23 protein-coding genes are annotated in these 17116 nt (G+C 63.2%); 10 read left to right on the top strand and 13 right to left on the bottom strand.

The window, feature by feature from the left end; genetic code table 11:
- Positions 1–67: 67 nt before the first annotated feature.
- Positions 68–256 (bottom strand): hypothetical protein, encoded by a 189-nt coding sequence (locus J2Y58_RS19570; RefSeq protein WP_310106963.1) that lies wholly within the window; start codon positions 254–256, stop codon positions 68–70.
- Between the two features lie 12 nt (positions 257–268).
- A complete protein-coding gene (locus J2Y58_RS19565) occupies positions 269–3223 on the bottom strand; it encodes a Tn3 family transposase (protein ID WP_310106961.1) in 2955 nt (984 codons plus the stop codon).
- Positions 3224–3362: 139 nt separating this feature from the next.
- Between J2Y58_RS19565 and J2Y58_RS19560 the strand changes: the two genes are divergently transcribed.
- The 3 genes from J2Y58_RS19560 to J2Y58_RS19550 are packed head-to-tail and all read left to right on the top strand — an operon-like array spanning position 3363 to position 4699.
- Positions 3363–3950, top strand: a complete 588-nt coding sequence (locus J2Y58_RS19560; protein WP_310106959.1) for a recombinase family protein — start codon at positions 3363–3365, stop codon at positions 3948–3950.
- Positions 3947–4216: a hypothetical protein gene (locus tag J2Y58_RS19555; RefSeq protein WP_310106957.1), complete on the top strand. Its 270-nt coding sequence runs from the start codon at positions 3947–3949 to the stop codon at positions 4214–4216. Before J2Y58_RS19560 ends, J2Y58_RS19555 begins: the two co-directional genes overlap by 4 nt.
- Before the next feature lie 33 nt (positions 4217–4249).
- Positions 4250–4699 carry a hypothetical protein gene (locus J2Y58_RS19550; protein WP_310106953.1) on the top strand — a complete coding sequence of 150 codons (450 nt, stop codon included), beginning with the start codon at positions 4250–4252 and terminating at the stop codon, positions 4697–4699.
- A gap of 116 nt (positions 4700–4815) precedes the next feature.
- On the opposite strand, the gene J2Y58_RS19545 is transcribed toward J2Y58_RS19550, so the two are convergent.
- The 3 genes from J2Y58_RS19545 to J2Y58_RS19535 are packed head-to-tail and all read right to left on the bottom strand — an operon-like array spanning position 4816 to position 6395.
- Positions 4816–5694: a hypothetical protein gene (locus J2Y58_RS19545; protein ID WP_310106952.1), complete on the bottom strand. Its 879-nt coding sequence runs from the start codon at positions 5692–5694 to the stop codon at positions 4816–4818.
- A 10-nt stretch (positions 5695–5704) separates the two neighbouring features.
- Positions 5705–5989 carry a hypothetical protein gene (locus J2Y58_RS19540; protein WP_310106950.1) on the bottom strand — a complete coding sequence of 95 codons (285 nt, stop codon included), beginning with the start codon at positions 5987–5989 and terminating at the stop codon, positions 5705–5707.
- A 7-nt stretch (positions 5990–5996) separates the two neighbouring features.
- The gene (locus tag J2Y58_RS19535) at positions 5997–6395 is read right to left on the bottom strand and encodes a hypothetical protein (protein WP_310106948.1); all 399 of its coding nucleotides are present in this window, start codon (positions 6393–6395) and stop codon (positions 5997–5999) included.
- 231 nt (positions 6396–6626) lie between these two features.
- On the opposite strand from J2Y58_RS19535, the gene J2Y58_RS19530 reads away from it, so the two are divergent.
- From J2Y58_RS19530 to J2Y58_RS19520, 3 genes are read left to right on the top strand one after another with little or no spacing between them, the layout of a single operon-like run.
- Complete coding sequence (locus J2Y58_RS19530; protein ID WP_310106946.1) at positions 6627–6968, top strand: hypothetical protein; 342 nt, start codon at positions 6627–6629, stop codon at positions 6966–6968.
- Positions 6965–7969, top strand: coding sequence for a hypothetical protein (locus J2Y58_RS19525; protein WP_310106944.1), 1005 nt, complete (start codon positions 6965–6967; stop codon positions 7967–7969). The genes J2Y58_RS19530 and J2Y58_RS19525 overlap by 4 nt, the downstream gene beginning before the upstream one ends.
- Positions 7966–8415, top strand: a complete 450-nt coding sequence (locus tag J2Y58_RS19520; protein ID WP_310106942.1) for a hypothetical protein — start codon at positions 7966–7968, stop codon at positions 8413–8415. The genes J2Y58_RS19525 and J2Y58_RS19520 overlap by 4 nt, the downstream gene beginning before the upstream one ends.
- Here the strand turns inward: J2Y58_RS19520 and J2Y58_RS19515 are convergent.
- Positions 8391–8681 (bottom strand): hypothetical protein, encoded by a 291-nt coding sequence (locus J2Y58_RS19515; protein ID WP_310106940.1) that lies wholly within the window; start codon positions 8679–8681, stop codon positions 8391–8393. The genes J2Y58_RS19520 and J2Y58_RS19515 overlap by 25 nt on opposite strands.
- A gap of 556 nt (positions 8682–9237) precedes the next feature.
- Between J2Y58_RS19515 and J2Y58_RS19510 the strand changes: the two genes are divergently transcribed.
- Positions 9238–10110, top strand: a complete 873-nt coding sequence (locus J2Y58_RS19510) for a replication initiation protein (RefSeq protein ID WP_310106938.1) — start codon at positions 9238–9240, stop codon at positions 10108–10110.
- 60 nt (positions 10111–10170) lie between these two features.
- Here J2Y58_RS19510 and J2Y58_RS19505 read toward each other — a convergent pair whose 3' ends face one another.
- The 7 genes from J2Y58_RS19505 to J2Y58_RS19475 form a co-directional block, all read right to left on the bottom strand.
- Positions 10171–10464 carry a ribbon-helix-helix domain-containing protein gene (locus tag J2Y58_RS19505; RefSeq protein WP_310106936.1) on the bottom strand — a complete coding sequence of 98 codons (294 nt, stop codon included), beginning with the start codon at positions 10462–10464 and terminating at the stop codon, positions 10171–10173.
- Complete coding sequence (locus J2Y58_RS19500) at positions 10464–11099, bottom strand: ParA family protein (RefSeq protein WP_310106934.1); 636 nt, start codon at positions 11097–11099, stop codon at positions 10464–10466. The genes J2Y58_RS19505 and J2Y58_RS19500 overlap by 1 nt, the downstream gene beginning before the upstream one ends.
- Positions 11100–11834: 735 nt before the next feature.
- Complete coding sequence (locus J2Y58_RS19495; protein WP_310106932.1) at positions 11835–12170, bottom strand: thermonuclease family protein; 336 nt, start codon at positions 12168–12170, stop codon at positions 11835–11837.
- A 56-nt stretch (positions 12171–12226) separates the two neighbouring features.
- Entirely contained in the window at positions 12227–13081 is an 855-nt protein-coding gene (locus J2Y58_RS19490) for an endonuclease (protein ID WP_310106931.1), read from the bottom strand.
- Entirely contained in the window at positions 13074–14402 is a 1329-nt protein-coding gene (locus J2Y58_RS19485; protein WP_310106929.1) for a DNA cytosine methyltransferase, read from the bottom strand. The genes J2Y58_RS19490 and J2Y58_RS19485 overlap by 8 nt, the downstream gene beginning before the upstream one ends.
- Positions 14399–14875: a very short patch repair endonuclease gene (locus J2Y58_RS19480; RefSeq protein ID WP_310106927.1), complete on the bottom strand. Its 477-nt coding sequence runs from the start codon at positions 14873–14875 to the stop codon at positions 14399–14401. The genes J2Y58_RS19485 and J2Y58_RS19480 overlap by 4 nt, the downstream gene beginning before the upstream one ends.
- Positions 14875–15447 carry a recombinase family protein gene (locus J2Y58_RS19475; protein ID WP_310106924.1) on the bottom strand — a complete coding sequence of 191 codons (573 nt, stop codon included), beginning with the start codon at positions 15445–15447 and terminating at the stop codon, positions 14875–14877. The genes J2Y58_RS19480 and J2Y58_RS19475 overlap by 1 nt, the downstream gene beginning before the upstream one ends.
- A 132-nt stretch (positions 15448–15579) precedes the next feature.
- On the opposite strand from J2Y58_RS19475, the gene J2Y58_RS19470 reads away from it, so the two are divergent.
- The 3 genes from J2Y58_RS19470 to J2Y58_RS19460 form a co-directional block, all read left to right on the top strand.
- Positions 15580–15876 carry a hypothetical protein gene (locus J2Y58_RS19470; RefSeq protein ID WP_310106922.1) on the top strand — a complete coding sequence of 99 codons (297 nt, stop codon included), beginning with the start codon at positions 15580–15582 and terminating at the stop codon, positions 15874–15876.
- A complete protein-coding gene (locus J2Y58_RS19465; protein ID WP_310106921.1) occupies positions 15877–16380 on the top strand; it encodes a hypothetical protein in 504 nt (167 codons plus the stop codon).
- 552 nt (positions 16381–16932) lie between these two features.
- Positions 16933–17116: hypothetical protein (locus J2Y58_RS19460; RefSeq protein WP_310106920.1), on the top strand; the 184-nt coding region annotated here is incomplete at its 3' end.

The following is a 17116-nucleotide window of genomic DNA, read 5'->3' as shown; positions in this document are numbered from 1 at the left end:
GCCCGACGAGCCAGGGACGAAGGTGGCCTGAGCGTCCCCGTTCGTCAGATGTTCAGCTTACCGCTGTTCATGTAACAAACCTTGAGGTGCCCCCATGGTCGCTGGGCCAGTGCTTTGCTGCCTCGCGCAGCCGCGCGATGACGATGCCGCGATCGTAAGGGTCGATATGCGTGTAGAGGTGCCGGGCCAGCCTGATGCCGGGTGCGATCTCGATCCGCTCGGCCGCGGCGCGCATTGCTGCGAACTCGCTCGCCATCGAGGAGCCGCGTCATGCAGCGAGCAACGATGCGGGTGTGCGTAGCGGCCTGAGCTGGCCGGCGGGAGGGCGGTCGTCGGCGTTCCATCGATAGTCGTCAGTGAGCGAGATATGCTCCCACCCGAGCGGTGCGATGTGGCGGGCAGTCTCGGGAGGTACCGTCATGCCGGCGATGGCGTGTTCGAGGTAGCGGGTGTTCCACAGGATGATGGCGGCGACGAGCAGGTTGAGGCCGGAGGCGCGGTAGGTCTGGTTTTCAAACCGGCGGTCGCGTAGTTCGCCGAGCTGGTTGAAGAACAGGGCTCGGGCGAGCGCGTTGCGCGCCTCTCCCTTGTTGAGCCCAGCCTGGGCGCGCCGGCGCAGGTCGATGTCGCGCAACCAGTCGAGAATGAAGATCGAGCGTTCGATCCGCCCGACCTCGCGCAATGCCAGGGCTAGGCCGTTCTGGCGCGGATAGGCCGACAGTCGCCGCAACATCGAGGAGGCGGCGACGGTACCGCTGCGGATCGAGGTGACGAGCCGGAGCAGTTCGTCCCAATGGTCCGCGACGTGGCCGACCGCGACCGGATCGCCGGTCAGCCCGGCGAGCAACGCTCCAGCATCCTGCTGCGGCAGCAGATGCAGGCGTCGTTCCTTCAGATCCCGCAAACGCGGCGCGAAGCGGTAGCCGAAGAACGGCATGAGGCCGAATACATGGTCGGAGGCTCCGCCGGTATCGGTGTAATGTTCTTCGATCGACAGGCCGGTTGAATGGTAGAGCAGCCCGTCGAGGACATAGGGTGCCTCGCCGGCCGTCGCCGCGATCACCCTGCTCGCGAACGGGTCATATTGGTCCGATATGTGGGTGTAGAAGCTGACCCCGGGTTCGTTGCCGTTTCGCGCGTTGATGTCACCGATCGCAGCACCGCGCCCGCCGGCGTGGAAGAGCTGGCCATCGCTCGACGAGGTGGTGCCGTCGCCCCAGAGGGCGCTCAGCGGCAGGACGCGATGCGCGTCGATCAGTCGCGCCAGCGCCTCGCCATAGGCGGTTTCACTGACGTGCCAGTCATGCAGGTGCGCGAGCTGGCGCAGGGTGGCCGCCTGGCAGGTATCCGCCATGCGGGTCAGGCCGAGATTGATGCCGTCCGCCAGGATTACGGTGAGAAGCGCATTGCGATCATCGGCCGGTCGACCGGAGCGGCGATGTGTGAAGCATTCGGAAAAGCCGGTCCAGCCATCGACCTCCAGCAACAGATCGGTGATCTTCACGCGCGGCAGGCGGTCGTAGACCATGCGCCGCACGTCCTCCGCATCGGGCGGGGTTGCGGCCTTCAGCGGCGAGATTACGAGGCCATCGGCGTCGAGCCGCACCTGCGGCAGTTCGCCCTGCCGGGCGAGTGCCGTGACCTGTTCGATCGCGGTATCGAGGCGGGCGCGGCGACCGGCGATGAAGGTGTCGAAGTCGGTGTCGATCGCTAGCGGCAACGGTCCGCGCTCACGCAGCGCCGCGAAGGTGGCGGGTGGCAAGAGGTAACTGTCGAAGGCGCGATACTGGCGGCTTTCCTCCACCCATATGTCACCGGCACGCAGCCGGTCGCGCAACTGGGTGAGAACGCATAGTTCATAGGCCGCGCGGACGACCTGCCCGTCGCGCAGCACGAAAGGCCGCCACGATGGCGGCACGAAGCGAAGCGGCGGATTGTCAGGCAGGCGTCGCCTGCTGGTCCGGTAAACCTCACCGACGACCCGGACCGCATCGAGCAGCCCCTGTACCGGGCCGGCACCCCGGAAGGTGAAGGCGCCCAGGAACGGCCCGATCACCGCACGCAGCGAGCGATGCCGGTCGATCAGCTCGGCGGTACGGTCGGTCGTCTCCGGCGCGACCAGAATTTCCGCTTCCCCGACCGCCGCCCCCAATTTCTCCCAATCGATCGCCATCGCGGCAAGCGAGTCCAGCCCTTGCGCCCGTGCATCGATCAGCAGGCGGCAGGAGCCGGTGAGCAGGCGCAACTGTACCTGGAGCGCACGGATCGTACCCAAGGCTTTGTCGCGCGTCCGGTATTCGGCACGCCGCATCATGCTGCCGAGCAGCTTGTCCATCATTGTCAGCGCCGCATCGGCGAGGCTCTCACGAAGCCGCAGCGCGGCTGCCGCCAGGACGGCATGGCGGCGCCGGTCGGGCAGTTCCGCCAGATGCTGCGGCGTGATCCGCACAGCTTCGTCGGCGATGCGGTCGAAGGCCGCGGTCGGGATCGTAGCGGCCCGCGCCGGGGCCAGTCCGATCGCGCGGACATGATCCAGTCGTTCGAGCAGGCGCATGACGTTGCGCGGTGCCGGCGACAGCGGCGGGTTGCGCAGCCACGACAGCCACGTCGCACCCCGGTCGCCACGACGGGCGAGCAGCGCATCAAGGCGGGTACGTCCGCCATCACCCAGCCCCTGGGTCAGCACATCGTGGACGAGTTCGTCGGCTTGGCGGCGCGCTCGTCGTACGACCGCCTCGATGACGGTGACGGGGGGCAGCAACAGGCGACGACGTCGCATTTCGTCGATGACGATCTCGGCCAGCTGGACTGGCTGGATGATAGTCTGCGCCACGGGCATGGCGAAGGCGGCCAGGGCGTGGAAGTCGGCGCGGCCGAAAGCCCGATAGCCCATGCGCCGTGCCAGATCGGCGAGATGCGCACGTCGTGTCGGGTCACGATGGCCATAGTCGCGCCAGGCCGCCTCTGGCACATCGAGCTGACGGGCGACAAACGACAGGACCGAGACGGGCGGCGTCTCTTCCGCGCCGAGTACCCGCCCGGGCCAGCGCATATAAAGGAGCGTCATGGCGTAACCGAGCTGCGATGCAGGGCCACGTCGGATCGAGACCCAATCGAGATCCTCGCGCGTCAGGGTGAAGTGCCGCGCGATCTCGCGTTCATCGGTCGGGGGATCGAGCTGACGCGCCAGCGCTTCGCGGGTGAGCAGGCGTCGTCTCGCCATGAACCCTGAACCTCCATGAAGCTGTCCGTCAGACGGTGATTGGACGGTCAGCGTGAATGTGTCCGTCAACTCTGGACCTTCGACGGCGATTCGGACAAGATCGCGTCGAGATGGGAAAACGGACACTTCGGACCCGCGCATGGCACTGATCGGCTATGCGCGCGTCTCTACCGCCGACCAGAAGCTGGCGCTCCAGCATGACGCGCTGATGCGTGCCGGTTGCGAGCGCACATTTGACGACCAAGCGTCAGGGGCGAGGGCTGACCGACCGGGACTTGCCGAGGCGCTCGCCTATCTGCGATCCGGCGACACGCTGGTCGTGTGGAAGCTCGACCGGCTCGGTCGCTCGATGCGCCACCTGATCGCGCAGGTCGGTGATCTGGCGGCGCGCGGGATCGGGTTTCGCTCGCTGACCGAGAACATCGACACCACGACGCCGGGCGGAATGCTGGTGTTCAACATCTTCGGAAGCTTGGCTCAGTTCGAGCGTGACCTGATCCGCGAGCGCACCCAGGCCGGATTGCGCGCCGCGCGCGAACGCGGGGCGCAGGGTGGCAGGCGTCCGGTCGTCACCCCCGACAAATTGCGCAAGGCGCGCGCGCACATCGCCGCGGGCCTGACGGTGCGCGAGGCGGCCGCGCGACTGAAGATCGGCAAGACCGCGCTCTACAAGGCGCTGGAGGGTGCGGGCGCACAGCGCTCCGGCGAAACAAGGACAGGTGCATGACAGGCGAACGCGATCCGAACATCGTCACCTCCGGCCTGTCCGGCACCGTCACCGAGCAGGGCATCACGGTCGAGGTCCACATCATCCGCCTCGAGGACGAGCCGGGCTGGACGCTGGAGGTGGTCAACCACAGCGGCACCTCGACGGTGTGGGACAATCCCTTCGCCACCGACGATGCCGCATGGGCCGCCTTCCGCCGCACCGTCGAGGAAGAGGGTATGCGCGCCTTTCTCGACCAGGCCGTCGTCATCCCGTTTCGGCGCTGAATGCGTCAGTAGGCCAAGAGCGGGAGACCAACGATGCCGACAAGCGCCAGGCCGCTGTGGATCCTGACCGGATTGCTGCTGGCCTTCTATCCGGTTCTGAATTTCGTCTACTGGCCGCAGGTGCTCCGCTCGGGTGTCCTGCCCCCTGATGGCGACAGCATCGGTATCCCCATGTACGGCAGCATCCTTGTGACGATCGTCGCATCGCCCGTCGTGCTGGGGATCGCGTGGCTTTGTCTCCGGCACTATAATCCAGCGACCCGCCTTGCCACGATCAGGTGGGATCGCCCCATCCGCACGGTTGCGGCCAGCCTCGTGTTTGGAGGGGTTGCCGTGCTGGCCGTCGTCGGCCTCGTCGCTGAACTGGGTCAGGCGATGCCGTTGTACAAATATCTCTGGGCCGGATATGCGCTGGCTTGGGTGCCTTGGCTGCTCGGTGTACGAGCAGCAGTGATCGATCAGGACACCACGGCAGGCGACTGAACCCCGCCGTTCACTGCTCGTTCGCTCCTACCGTACGCAGAATGCACTTTCGTGCAGTCACCCCATTTACCCCCGCCCAATGCCGGTTCCTGCTCGCCTGGCCGCGGGAGAGGATTTCAGCTTGGCTTGCCACGAGTCGTCAGATGCATTGCGAGATTCTCATGAACCTCAACATTCAAGCTGTTTCGCAGGGGAACAAGAAGCGCCGGAAGGCTGCCACCAAGCGCCAGACATACCGATAGTAGCCTATCATCGCGTTGGTATCGGGCTTGGGCCTGCATCACGGCACGGTATTTGACGCATTGAAATAGTCCGCGAGTCACGTCGGCGACGAGCGCGCTTGCTGGCTTCACCTCAACGGCGTGCAATCTGCTGGATCGGTCAAAAACAACGTCGATGCGGTCGCCGGATGGTAGGTGATACTCTACATCGCCAACGCCCTCGGCCTGCTCAAATCCAACAAGGTGGGGGTTGTTGCTTAGAAACTGTTTGAGCCGGCGATGCTCCTCCCCCTCGCCTCCACCGCCGAAGGCCTTCGCCGCCTCAATTTCTGAGCTGGCGGGGTCGGAAGCTGGTTCTAGCTCAAGCTCCTCAAGAACGTCCTCCCAATAGGGATACTCATATACCTTGGTCCAATACTCGCGGATTATTGCGCGCCTCTCTGCGCTGTTTTCCCACTCGTGACCTCGGTCACGAAGAAAGGCGTCAAATCCGGGGCCGGGCAACCCTGTTGCCTTGTTGACTACTAGCGATTGAATGTGCGGGACCTCGTCGTCCCACTCCTCGCTCAGCTCGTCCAATCTATTACCTATGGAGCCGAGCGGATAATTCAGATTGCGCGGGTTAGGCATCCCGACTTCCTGAGCCAGGGACTCGTAGCGGACGGGTTGGCCGGACCATGCCTGACGAACAAGGATCGGTAGAACCGTTCTCGCCCTCTGCTGGTAGAGCTTGTCGCCGTGAAACCCGCTTGAAACTTCCGCCGTCTCGGCCATGCGAACCTCTTTAGTTGTCAGTCTTTCCAGCCGCTGCGATCAATGCAGCCGCCATCTGATGAAATGGCTCGGGCAGGATGAACCATGTCGCGTTGTTGAAGCTGTTCGGGTGCCCGATTGCGGTTGGATCGTTGAGGTCACCATTCCAACGACACCCGATCGCGCCGTTCCACTGGCCCGTGTCATCGTCCATCCATTCCAGTTCGCGAACGGACCACCAGCCCTGAGGGTCGATATACCAGCGACCTAGGTTGCGGATGCGTCGGGCCGGACTGGTTACAAGCGACGGATGCATGGTTGCTTTACCTCTCCCGAGCCTTGGCGAGTTGCCGATCAAATATCCGCTCCGCGTCGCGCGTGATCCCGGCCATGTGCTCGTCGCCCTGCCCCGGTCCCGCCAGCGCCGCGGCATAGGCCGCGCCGGCCGCATAGAGGGTCTGTTGGGTCAGCCGGTCGGTCAGCTCGGCGCGCACGGTCAACCGTTCCACCGCCTCGCGCAACGCCTCCATCTCGCCGGTCGATACGCCCGCGGGCGGGGCCGTATCGTGCCGCACCGGCTCCGCGCCCCTGCCCCCGACAAGCGCTGCGATGCCGAGTTCGAGCGCGCGAACGGTCGCCTGATAGAGCGGCAATCCCACGTCCGCGGCGTAGCTTTTCAGCGCCGCGGCCTGGCTGTCCGTCACGCGGGCCGTCAACATCACGCGGGGCAAGCCATCCTCCCGTCCGTATGCGGTGAGACTACGCAAAATGAAGCGGCTGTATAGACCCCGTTGACAGTGACTTGGCCTTGTGGCGCAATGTCCTTCCTGGTCGATGCGACCACGCATCGACTGCGCTCTGGGGGGTGCACGCGTGCGTAGGGTGTGGACTAAACTGAGCGAGGCAAAGCCTCGCCCCTTCTTGCCTTCTGCCTTCTTCTGGCGACGATCGTCATGGCGCTGAGCGGCTTCGCCTCGGGTGCGCTGGTGGCGGCTCCCGTGGCGGCCGTGCTGACGTGGCTGGCAGTGTCGTGGCAGCAGCATGTCGATGTGCGGGTCGAGCGCGACACGGCCGTTGTCCGCGCCGATCGCGCCGCGTTCAACGCCGGGTTCGATCGCGACTGGGCGGCCGCGACAGGACAAGCCCGGCCTGCCTGCGACCCTGAAAGCTCGGCTGAACTGGCGCGGCTCCGCAAGCGCGCGGCCGAACTGGAAGCGAAGCTCGCCGGGTCAAGCGACACCCTCGCGCGCGACACGGCCGAGCTGCGGAACCTGATGGTGGAGGAACGGCGATGATCCTGCGTGTGCTACTCACCCCTGTTCTGGTCGCCGTCACGCTGTCCGGCTGCAACTCGGGCGGCGCGTCGGTGTCGGGTTCCGGGTCCGAAAGCGCCGCGTCCAGCTCGGGTACGTCTAGCCTGTGGGAGCGGGTCAAGAGCCTCGGGTTCGAGACGGGCAAAACCTATGAAATGCCCGCGCTGGGCCTGATGGCCGATGCCTTCCTAGCCGACTGGAACGCGCGCGATCTGCCGGTCGATCTCGGCCTTATTCTGCTCCAGGCACGCGACGGCCGGCGTCCCCCGATGAACCAGGCGATTGCGGCGCTGGTCGAACCGACGCGCAAGGAATACCGCGAAACCCCGCCAGCCGCGCGCGATAAGGAATCACCGCTCGATGCCGACCATCGGCTCTACACCTTGCCGATCGTCGTCGCGATGCAGCCCCGCAAGGGCTGGGAAGTCTATGCGATAGACGATCGCGTCACCGATCCCCGCTTCGATACCCCGTTCTTCCGGGCGCACCGCGCTCCGCCCCGCTACGACGAAGAACTGCACCTCCGCTACATGGAGATGCTGGCAGCGTCGGCGATCTACACCAACACGGTGTTCGGGCTGATCGACAAGGAGCTGGGCACGTCGCGGCTCGCCGATCCCGACGAAGCGCAACGGCGGGTGCTCGCCGCCTTTCAGGCAATCCCGGCCGCGACGCTGAAAGCCGCGCTCGATGACGCTTCGCGGCAAGTCGTCGGCGGCTCGTTTTCGACGGACCTGACCGGCTCGGGCAATATCCATTTCACTCATAGCCCGGCCGGCGATTTCGTCGCCGATCCTCGCGGCCTGACGTGGACCAAGGCGGGCGGCGTCTGGTTCGGCAATGGCCGGATCAGCGGGCAATCCATCAACCTGCGGCTCGCCTCCACCGCCTCGCTGTCGCAACGGCAAGCGGCGTCGGGCACGCAAGGCACGAACGCCGATGCCAAGGTCGAAGGCTCCGGCAGCGTCGGACCGGGCCGGTGACCTGGCTTAATCCCTGGGTGTCACGCGTGGGCATCGTGTCTCGGGTAGGGATAACCCCTCCCTTCCTGCCGGGTGGTCCGTATGTCACGCGCTTCCGGCTCGATGGTCACGCCATGTATTACCTCGGCAAGCCTGTGCTGCTCTGCGACGGTGATCATGTGATTGTCGTGGGCTGGCAGCACAAGGGAGAGCTGCACGCCTGCTTCCTAGCCATGCCTGATTGGGGTTGGTATTTTCGCCGACACTCGGCCGTGTCGGATTTTGTTGGCGGTATCTTGTTGCTGGTCCTGGCCGCCCTGCTGATTGCCAAAGTCGCAATTCTGCCTGGGGTTCTGTTGGCAGGTATCGCCGCCATGCCAATTTTTCACGCGGTTGCTTGGCTGGAAGGCGAGCAATTAATGCGCCGCGTTACGCTTGCGTCCTACCAGCCCCGACCGGGGTCATAGCTGCTGCTGCTCGACGCATGATCCCAATGGGTCGAGCTGCTGTCGGAGAACGCTCGGTTGGCCTGGTCGTCATGCCAGCGGTGAAGGTCTGTCCCGAACGGGTTTCCTTGCACGTCGACCCCGGCGATGCCGCTACCGATCATCGGCAAGCCGGTCGCTGGGTTTACTTGGGGAATGTCATCGCCGCTGGTGCGGTCGGCAAAGGCCTCGCCTTCACCCCATTCGATGTGGGAGAACCATTCCCTTAGCCGGCCGAAAATGCCCATCTGCACCTCCGCTTGTCCCGTTCATTAGGATACGCCTGCCCTAAACGCGCAATGGTGAGTTTTGGGGTCGCTGCTCACCGTCGATCTGGCCGTCCTGCTATTGGCAAGAGAGACGGATCGGCTTGGCTTTCATCGCAAAGCCTGCGGCCGGTAGGCCGCGTCCTGTGACGGTGTAGCCGTCACGCATCAAACTCGTATCGGCCTTCGGCCGATTCCACAGGTACCTTGAGCTGGGCCACCCTAAAACTCACCGTCATTCTGATTCAACTATTCTTCTTAGATTCAAGATTCAGGGCTCTGAACCTCCTGCTTTTCTGCCAAAAATTGGGCCTTGCAGTGAGTGTTAGGGTCGATTCGCGTGAGTGTTCGGGTCGGTTCCGGTGAGCCTTGGGGTAGCCCGCGGTGAGTGTTGGGGTCGGTTTCGGTGAGCTTTCGGGCCGGCAGCCGAGGAACGGTGAGTTTTGGGGTACGCTATCGGGGAGCTGACCGGTTTGCACAACTCACTTTTAGCGTTAAGGTGAGGTCTGGGAACAATGCTACTCACCGTAGGTCGCCGATGCCGAATGTTGCTATTGCTGATCGCGAGCACCGAACCCTCACCCAGCGTGGACACGGCAACCCCTTTGATCCGGCGCTTTACGGCGAAATCGTCAAGCCGGGCGAGCTGGTCGATATTGTCGAGCTGAGCCCTCTCACTCTGGCTGACCGTCGCATCTACAACCTGCTCATCGCCAACGCCTGGGACCGCATTGGCGAGCCGATCATCCACAGCGTCCCCAAATCCGCCCTCAAGGGGACACATCAAGGCAACGACAGGATTGAGAGCTCGCTGCTCCGGCTCATGGGCACGGTCGCGATCGTCACCATCCGCAAGGATGGCAAGAGCTTTAAGCGGCGGGTCCAGCTTCTCGGCCCCAGCGACGAAAGTCTCGAAAAGGACGGCTTCCTGCACTACCGCATCCCCGAGGAGCTAATCGAGATACTGCGGAACAGCGAGGTATACGCCCGCCTGAAAACACAGGTGATGTACTGCTTCGAGTCCAAGTACGCCCTTTGCCTCTACGAAATGATCGAGCGCCGGATCGGGCTGGCCTATAAGCAGGCGGAGGAGTTCACGATCGAGGAGCTGCGCGGCCTCCTGAACGTGCCGGCCGGCAAGCTGGACCGCTTCGCCGACCTGAACAAATACTGCCTCAAGGTTGCGGTCGAGGAGATCAACAAGCTCTGCACCTTCTATGTCGATTTCACGCCCATCAAGCGCGGCCGGAAGGTCGAGCGGGTCGCCCTCCACTGGTTTGCGAAAACGGCGGGCGGCAAGCGGGATGCCCAGAACCTCATCGACCAGCACAGCATCGTTCGCCGTGCGAAGATGCGCGGCGGCATCCCGGAAATGCCGGTCCTCGTGGATTTCAGCGCGCCGGCTGCCTGAAAGGTGAGCCGCAACCCCAAAACTCACTTTTAGACGGTATATCTGTATAGGTGTATACGCCTATACGTTTCGGGAAACCCTGCTGCGGCCCTTCTTCACGAAAAGGTCGTCCAGCGCCTCTCCGAGCAGACGCTGCACGGTTGTCCCCTCCTCGGCCGCAAGGATGCGGAGCTGGGTGCTCACCTCGGGCGGGAAGTGCCCCCCGATCAGCTTGGTGCCCTGCCGGTTGCCCGCGGCGGGCTTGGCTGTTGTCTCTGCCCGCTGCGAGCGCGCGGGTGGCTCCGGCACTGCCACCGGCTCGGCCTTCGCCTTTGCCCGGTCGAGTACAGCCTGCAATCCGTTCGGCTTTGCCATCACGCTGCCTCCGCCGATTTGTATAGCCGTATAGTTGTATACTCGTATAGACGGCGGATTTCCTCGGCTGCGGGTCCGCTCGCCTCGAACTCCTGCACTGCCTGTCCTGCGGCCTGCGCCCGAAAGAACGCCTTCCGGTTGCCGATCGTCACCGGACAGACGGCAGCCCCCAGCTCCGCTACAGCCTGGATCGCATCGCGTGTTTCCTGCCCCTGCGGCGGCACAAAGGTAAGCACGACGGCGAATGGGCGGTCGAGCTGCCGCACCACGTCCAGCGTGTGCGTCATGCTCATGGTGTCGAATACGGCGGTCTTGGTGGGTATCAGGATGAAGTCGGCGTGCCGCGCTGCCTCGTAAGCCACATCGCGCGCAACCGCCGCCCCGTCGATCACAACAAGATCGGTGCCGGCGTCACCGCATGCTTTCAGCATCGCCGGGAGCCGGACAGGCTGGATCGACGCCACCGCCGGCGTATCGAGCTGCCGCACGTCCTTCCAGAACGAGGCGGTGGCCTGCGGGTCAAGGTCGATGATCGCCACCTCCTTGCCGTCCTGCTGTGCCGCGACCGCCAGACAGGTCGCCAACGTCGTTTTCCCGACTCCTCCCTTCTGAGAGAGGATCGCCAGAACCTTCATGCTACACCTCAACTAGTATAGGGCTATATTTGTATACGCCTATACGATTGTTCTAGGAAGGTCGTAGTCGTGCGGCTGTTCTAACCGCCTACGACACGGCGGTATCCACTCCAAGCGGGTGGCGCCCGTGGCCTTGCGGTCCCAAACCAGCCAACAATATCCCGTTGCGGTCGAAGCTCGCGGGTCGACTCGCCCCCGTAGTATCGGAACCCGTTCTACGAACTGCGCGACAAGGGTAGGGGGCCGCGTTTCGAACAGGCGGCGGTATCGTCCTGCTCCCTCGATAAATCCCGTCCGCACGAGCATAGCCGTCCCGACGCGGGCTAGGTCGAGCGCCCGACGCGCGAACTCCTCGGCAAGGCGAAAAGGCGGGTTGGTCACGATCCAGTCCGGGCGGTCCCGATCCGTTGCGCGCGCGGCTTCAATGGTCAGAAAGTCCAACAGCTCGCCATAGCCGAACGGGCTAACGTCGCTGGCGCGAACCGCACCGAAATACTCGGCCAAAGTCGCCGCCATGAAGCCCCGCCCGCACGTCGGCTCCCAGCACGTCGACTGCTCCGGCTTCTCCGCTGCACGCACCTCCTCCAGTAGCGCCCTGGTTGCCCATCTTGGGGTCGGGAAGTCGTCTAGGCTGTCGAACGGCTCCGCTCGCTGCGCCATGACAGCAGGGGACCGATTCTGCGGTCCCGATGGAAGGCTATAACGCGGCGACTGGCGCGGCTTCCATTCCATCGCTCAGCGGCACCAATCCGGCTTCGGCCCATACCGCCGCCAATGCCGCGCTGCGCCGCGCCAGACCATCTCCGTCCCTATGTCGCGACCATCGACGCTCACCAGCGCAACCGTTCGGTTATAGCTGCGCCCGGTGCGGGTCAGCGCGACGCGCCGCCACTCGATCAAGTCTCGAAGCTGCGCCCTCGCGGCTCGGCCGCGCACGATTTCCAGCGCGCATCTCCCCCGATTCCGCATCGTCTCGGGCGCGTCGATCGCGGCAATACGGATACGCTCGCCGGTAGCCGTGCGGAACGTGTCGCCGTCCGTGATGCGCGCCACCGTCGCCAGTTCGGCCATCGCCGGCGAGGACAACGCTAGGCCGATAGTTCCTAGCTTAGCGACCGCCCGCACGGTCAGTCCTGTATCTTGTAAGCGTTCAGGTCGGCCGCGCCGATCTCAGCGTTGGCAACCAGCTTGTAATGCCGTTCCCGGGTGATCGCTACGTCGTTGCCGTCGAAAGTCAGCTCAAACATCGCAATCACGTCATCGGTCATAAACTGCGCCGACACGGTGCGCGGGATGCAGTCCTTATAACGGGGCTGCGTTTGGCAGAACGTCACATCCTGGATGGTCTGAATCACACCTAGCTTATCGTTGCCGCCCTTTGCCTGCACGGGGATGACGTACTGCGCGCCCTGGCTGTCGATACCGACGTAAAGCTCGTCGATTTCAATCTGACCGTAGTTGGGGATTTTAGTCCTTAGGTGGTTCTGTAAGCTATAGGCGGTTACGCCTAGAAATATATCGATCAGGCGATTGTAGCGAACCTTGGCGAGCAACGCCTGCTCGTCACCGAGCGCATAACGGGTAATGATTTCCGGCGTGGCGTCCGGTATCTTGCGGATCAACAGGCCCGGCCGCGGCTCGATGTAGCAAAGGCCGCTGAGCCGGAAGCGATAACGAGCGTCGCCTGCCCCCAAAATGAGCCAGTAGCTTCCCGCGGGTTGGGTATCGAGAATTGCCTTCGGGAGCTGCCGCCGATAGCGGAAGGTATAAACCACATCTCCAAGGTTCTTTGGCCTGGAAAGGCCTAACTCCTCCGCAACAGTCCCTATGTCCTCGCGATCAAAATCAAATGAGGTCATGCCCGGTTTGAAGTTCCGAGCAAAAATCTCAGCGATAATTTGACTGTAAGCGTTCACGGTCTTTCGCAGTGCCATTGAGCCGATTGCCATTGCGAGCTTATCAACCTCAGATTCTTCATCCATTGGCGACAAGCCGCAACCGGGCTTCCTCGATTTCGTGCTGCTTCCGCTTCTTCGCACCGCTCTTGCGGTCGCGCTTGCTGTTCGGCGCAGGAACGCCGAACAGCTCCGCGGCCTCGGCCATTTCAAGATAGAGGAGGGTGGTGTCGCCGAGTGCCAACGTCCGCTCCGGGCGGGTCGGAACGGTCCCTAGCGCCTCAGCGATTTGTGCCGCGATCGCGCGCGCCAACGGAGGCGGCACGGCGTTCCCGATCTGCCGGCCTCCATGCCACTTAGTCGAATGAAGCCGGAACCAGTCGGGAAAACCGTGCAGCCTCGCCATTTCTCGAACGGTGATGCACCGCGGATGCTTGAAGTGGATCGGCCGCGGACTGGTGAACGCGCCCCGCGCGCCGTCCGTACCCGCCCGCAAGGTGTTGGACAGGCCGGCCGGAGACAGCTTGTAGAAGCGGCTGATGGGCTCGACTCGCCCGGGCAGCGTCTCGCCGAACCTGCGGCGCGAAATGTCTGTGTGCGAGGTGCGGGCGCTCGATGTGAGCATGGCCGGGTTCCAGTCGCGGACATATCCGAAATGCCATGCGTCGTTCGTCAAAGCGCGCATTTCGGCGGCATACGCGCTGGGCTTGCCGAACGCGGTAGTGCGGGTGGCATCGTGCTCCATCAGCGCGGCGAACCTATCGGCGTTCGGCAGGTCGCCTATCGCATCGGCCGCGGTGGGACCGAACGGCAGATCGGTGATCGGCCGGCGTGTGTCGGCTGCGTTGGTGTAGGGGAGAGGATAATCCGGCAAGGGCTCGCCTTTCTGCGCGCCCATAAGGATCAAGCGATGCCGATGTTGCGGCGTGCCGTAGTTGGCGGCGTCCAGCACCTGCCACGGTAAGCGGACCTGGTAACCGGCTCGGTCGAACGCAACTACCAGCTCCTCTAGGAAAGCGCGCTGACTGCCGAGTGTAAGCCCCTTCACATTCTCGAACACGAAGGTTCGGGCGTCGAACTCCTGCACCAGCCGCACAAATTCGCGGACTAGCGAATTGCGAGGATCCTCGAGAGCTCGCTTTCCGATCATGGAAAAGCCTTGGCATGGAGGTCCGCCGAAAACACAATCAATCGGTCGCTTGCCGATACCGGCAACGGCTCGGACCTCGGCCGCTTTCAGGCCAGCAACGGAACGCGGAATGACCGGCGTTTCCGGAAAGTTGAAGGCGTGGACGGCGCAATGGATCGGGTCAATCTCGACGGCCGCGGCAACATCGAACCCGGCCTGTTCGAAGCCTAAGCTCATGCCGCCTGCACCGGCAAATAGATCGATTCCTAACGGCCTCATGCTGTCTTCCCTGCTTTTTCAGTCGAGCCTAGGTCGAATTCGACCGGCTGTCGATCGGTTTTTCCGGGCGGGCCAAGAAAGGTTCGCAACCGGGTTTCTAAGGCTTCTGCGTCCCCGATCTCGCACTGCCATATCGTTGCGACCTCATAACCAAGGGCGCGCAACTCAGCTTCTTTCCGGGCGTCGCGTTCGCGGTTAGCGTCCAGCTTTGGCCCCCAATAATCGAGCTTCGACTTCGGCGCACGGCCCTTCTGGCACTCGTGGCCGTGCCAAAAGCACCCGTGGACGAAAATCGTACGGCGACGCCCCGGAAAGACAATATCCGGTCGCCCCGGCAGCTTCTTGGGATGGAGGCGGTACCGATAGCCCGCATTGTGCAGCAGCTTCCTGACCGCCAGCTCGGGGCCGGTGTTTGCGGTCCCTACCGACTGCATGATGTGCCGGCGCTGCGCGGGGGTGCGAGTATCGGCCATTACCCTCGTGCTCCCGCGCGCGCTTTAATCCGCCGGATCGTCTTGGGGGAGACGCGATGCTTGTAGGCAAGCTGCTTCACCGGCGCGCCATCGGCAATCGCCGCAGCAATGTCGCTCTCTACCTCTGCCGAAAAGCTGCGTCGGCGACCTAGCACTTGGCCGCGTGCACGGGCGGCAATAAGGCCGTTCTGCACCCGCTCGCGAGTGGTATCCGCCTCCAGCTCGGCCCAGATCGCGGCAAACCCCATCATGGCGCGACCCATCGGGGTCGAGGTATCGAACTGCTCCGCCAAGCTGCGAAGCGCCGCGCCGCGCTCGCGGATGCGCTCGCCGATCGCGTAGAAGTCGGCGACCGATCGGCTGATGCGGTCGAACCGGAACACCGTCACCGTGTCGCCCTGGTCCAGCTTATCGACCAACTCGGCAAGAGCGGGGCGGGCCTTCCGCCCGCTCGCCTGCTCCTCGACGATCTCTGTGCATCCGGCCGCATCGAGGGCGCGACGCTGGGCGTCGCGGCCCATATCCTGCCGTCCTGTCGATACCCGCACGTAGCCGTAAACTGTGCCGGTCATTTCGCCCCCTGATTACGTCCGCTGCAAGGCCTTGGAAAACCGTAGCAGGCGGGAAGGGGGCGTAAACACCTGTTTTTGTCCGCCTTGAAGAAGCAGCGGCCTGCTCCATGTCGATCATGAAAGGAGACGCACATGGGCCGGGCTAAGGAAGCGATGATGGAACGCGAGGACACCCTAAACGCCGCGAAGGCTTTTCTGGTGGAAGTCGGCACGTTGGAGGAATGCGGTCGCCATGGCTACATTGTCGGCGGAGACGAAGACCTTGAGCGCCTATGGCCGATTGCGATGGGTGAACGCAAAAAGGGGCTAAATGGGCGCGTCCCTTGGGCTGCCGCGATGACGGCCCGCGATTTTACCGATCTTCTCAAAGAGGCATACGATGATAGCTGCGGCGACTGCATCGGCTGCGTTCAAATGGAGCGCGACTAATTGGCTAAGCTCAAACCCGCTCGCCTTGTCGACCTAGACGACATTATCTCGAACCAGATCATCGGCGATGATCCCGAGTTGATTGCGCTAGTCATGCGAATTCACCTCGCACTGGAAGCGCTGCTGATTGAGACGATACACACAATCGATCCTGGCGATCGCGTGTATGGACTAAATTTTCCACAAAAGACCGAACTGTTAGCATCCACAGGGCTAATCACTGCCGGGGCCAAGCAGGCGTTCGACGCCTTTAACGCATTTCGTAACCACTTCGCCCATGTCTTCGGACACAAAGTCACATTACCGGAGCTGCTGTCGCTCGCTCGCAGCCTTGAGCAACACGGTATCGATTTTTCAGATTCAGTTGGTCACTACTCGCCGGAAATCGCGTCGGAATACTATGGTGGTTCGGAAGGTGTCTTGGCTGAGATCGGCTGGTGCCTGCTATTCGATGCGGCCGAATATCTGCGAGAGGCAGGCGGACGCGAGATAACCACCGCCTAACAGGGCCGCTTCCTTCATATCTGGCGATAATCGCCATTGCGGCGCTAACGGTTGACCGATAGGCTCAAGAGCGCATCGGTTGCCCGCGCTGGTCGCGAACGGTGATGGAAGCCGTTCGCGGTGCACCCCAAGTTTGGGCAACCGATGCTCTCTGCCTCTCCTGAGCCGTGGACGCTGGGAGAGGGTTCCGGCACGAAACCGGAACAGCCGCATACTGGCGGCGCATCCCGAACTTGTCGAGTCGTATGCCGCCAAACACTAGGTGTTCTGCGGATTTCTTTGTTGTCGCACGGCGCGCGACAACAAGCACGATATCCTGTGACGCGTGGAGTCACGCCGCCTTCGCGAAAAGCAAGAGCAAAGCGGCGCGATCTAAATATATTTCCCGCTTCTAGAGGTCGAAGTCGGTCGCCATTTCATGCGCTAACCTGGCTTGCTCAAAAGGCGGCACGCAAGGTGTCGTTCGCCCCAGCGGGTCGCGAACGCTTCGGAAACGATCTTCCACCGCCCGCCGGGGCTGCTCGCGCCGTGGTTCACGCCCATGCACGAACATTGGCATTCCTCGCCCTCGGCCGCCCAGCACGCGGGCGCACATTTCTCCTGCTCGCGGTAGGGCTGGATGATGTAAACGCGGCCAAACCGGGGGCACCTCAAGGTTTGTCATATGGACAGCGGCAGTCGGAACAAATGGTCAACAAAGGCCTGAGCGTTGCCGCAAAGTATATTAAGTTTCGTG

Origin of the sequence: Sphingomonas sp. BE138 (assembly GCF_031456125.1) — a bacterium.
Classification (GTDB): Bacteria; Pseudomonadota; Alphaproteobacteria; order Sphingomonadales; family Sphingomonadaceae; genus Sphingomonas.
Note: the sequence above shows the minus strand (reverse complement) of the source record. Positions and strands in the feature narration are given on the sequence as shown.

What these genes read in the sequence shown, in the direction of transcription:
- J2Y58_RS19565 (WP_310106961.1), bottom strand. Translation starts at nt 3,223, where the DNA reads ATGGCGAGACGACGCCTGCTCACCCGCGAAGCGCTGGCGCGTCAGCTC.
- J2Y58_RS19560 (WP_310106959.1), top strand. Translation starts at nt 3,363, where the DNA reads ATGGCACTGATCGGCTATGCGCGCGTCTCTACCGCCGACCAGAAGCTG.
- J2Y58_RS19555 (WP_310106957.1), top strand. Translation starts at nt 3,947, where the DNA reads ATGACAGGCGAACGCGATCCGAACATCGTCACCTCCGGCCTGTCCGGC.
- J2Y58_RS19550 (WP_310106953.1), top strand. Translation starts at nt 4,250, where the DNA reads ATGCCGACAAGCGCCAGGCCGCTGTGGATCCTGACCGGATTGCTGCTG.
- J2Y58_RS19475 (WP_310106924.1), bottom strand. Translation starts at nt 15,447, where the DNA reads ATGACCGGCACAGTTTACGGCTACGTGCGGGTATCGACAGGACGGCAG.
- J2Y58_RS19510 (WP_310106938.1), top strand. Translation starts at nt 9,238, where the DNA reads ATGCCGAATGTTGCTATTGCTGATCGCGAGCACCGAACCCTCACCCAG.
- J2Y58_RS19500 (WP_310106934.1), bottom strand. Translation starts at nt 11,099, where the DNA reads ATGAAGGTTCTGGCGATCCTCTCTCAGAAGGGAGGAGTCGGGAAAACG.
- J2Y58_RS19485 (WP_310106929.1), bottom strand. Translation starts at nt 14,402, where the DNA reads ATGAGGCCGTTAGGAATCGATCTATTTGCCGGTGCAGGCGGCATGAGC.
- J2Y58_RS19505 (WP_310106936.1), bottom strand. Translation starts at nt 10,464, where the DNA reads ATGGCAAAGCCGAACGGATTGCAGGCTGTACTCGACCGGGCAAAGGCG.
- J2Y58_RS19490 (WP_310106931.1), bottom strand. Translation starts at nt 13,081, where the DNA reads ATGGATGAAGAATCTGAGGTTGATAAGCTCGCAATGGCAATCGGCTCA.
- J2Y58_RS19480 (WP_310106927.1), bottom strand. Translation starts at nt 14,875, where the DNA reads ATGGCCGATACTCGCACCCCCGCGCAGCGCCGGCACATCATGCAGTCG.
- J2Y58_RS19525 (WP_310106944.1), top strand. Translation starts at nt 6,965, where the DNA reads ATGATCCTGCGTGTGCTACTCACCCCTGTTCTGGTCGCCGTCACGCTG.
- J2Y58_RS19495 (WP_310106932.1), bottom strand. Translation starts at nt 12,170, where the DNA reads ATGGCCGAACTGGCGACGGTGGCGCGCATCACGGACGGCGACACGTTC.
- J2Y58_RS19545 (WP_310106952.1), bottom strand. Translation starts at nt 5,694, where the DNA reads ATGGCCGAGACGGCGGAAGTTTCAAGCGGGTTTCACGGCGACAAGCTC.
- J2Y58_RS19530 (WP_310106946.1), top strand. Translation starts at nt 6,627, where the DNA reads ATGGCGCTGAGCGGCTTCGCCTCGGGTGCGCTGGTGGCGGCTCCCGTG.
- J2Y58_RS19515 (WP_310106940.1), bottom strand. Translation starts at nt 8,681, where the DNA reads ATGGGCATTTTCGGCCGGCTAAGGGAATGGTTCTCCCACATCGAATGG.
- J2Y58_RS19470 (WP_310106922.1), top strand. Translation starts at nt 15,580, where the DNA reads ATGGGCCGGGCTAAGGAAGCGATGATGGAACGCGAGGACACCCTAAAC.
- J2Y58_RS19540 (WP_310106950.1), bottom strand. Translation starts at nt 5,989, where the DNA reads ATGCATCCGTCGCTTGTAACCAGTCCGGCCCGACGCATCCGCAACCTA.
- J2Y58_RS19570 (WP_310106963.1), bottom strand. Translation starts at nt 256, where the DNA reads ATGGCGAGCGAGTTCGCAGCAATGCGCGCCGCGGCCGAGCGGATCGAG.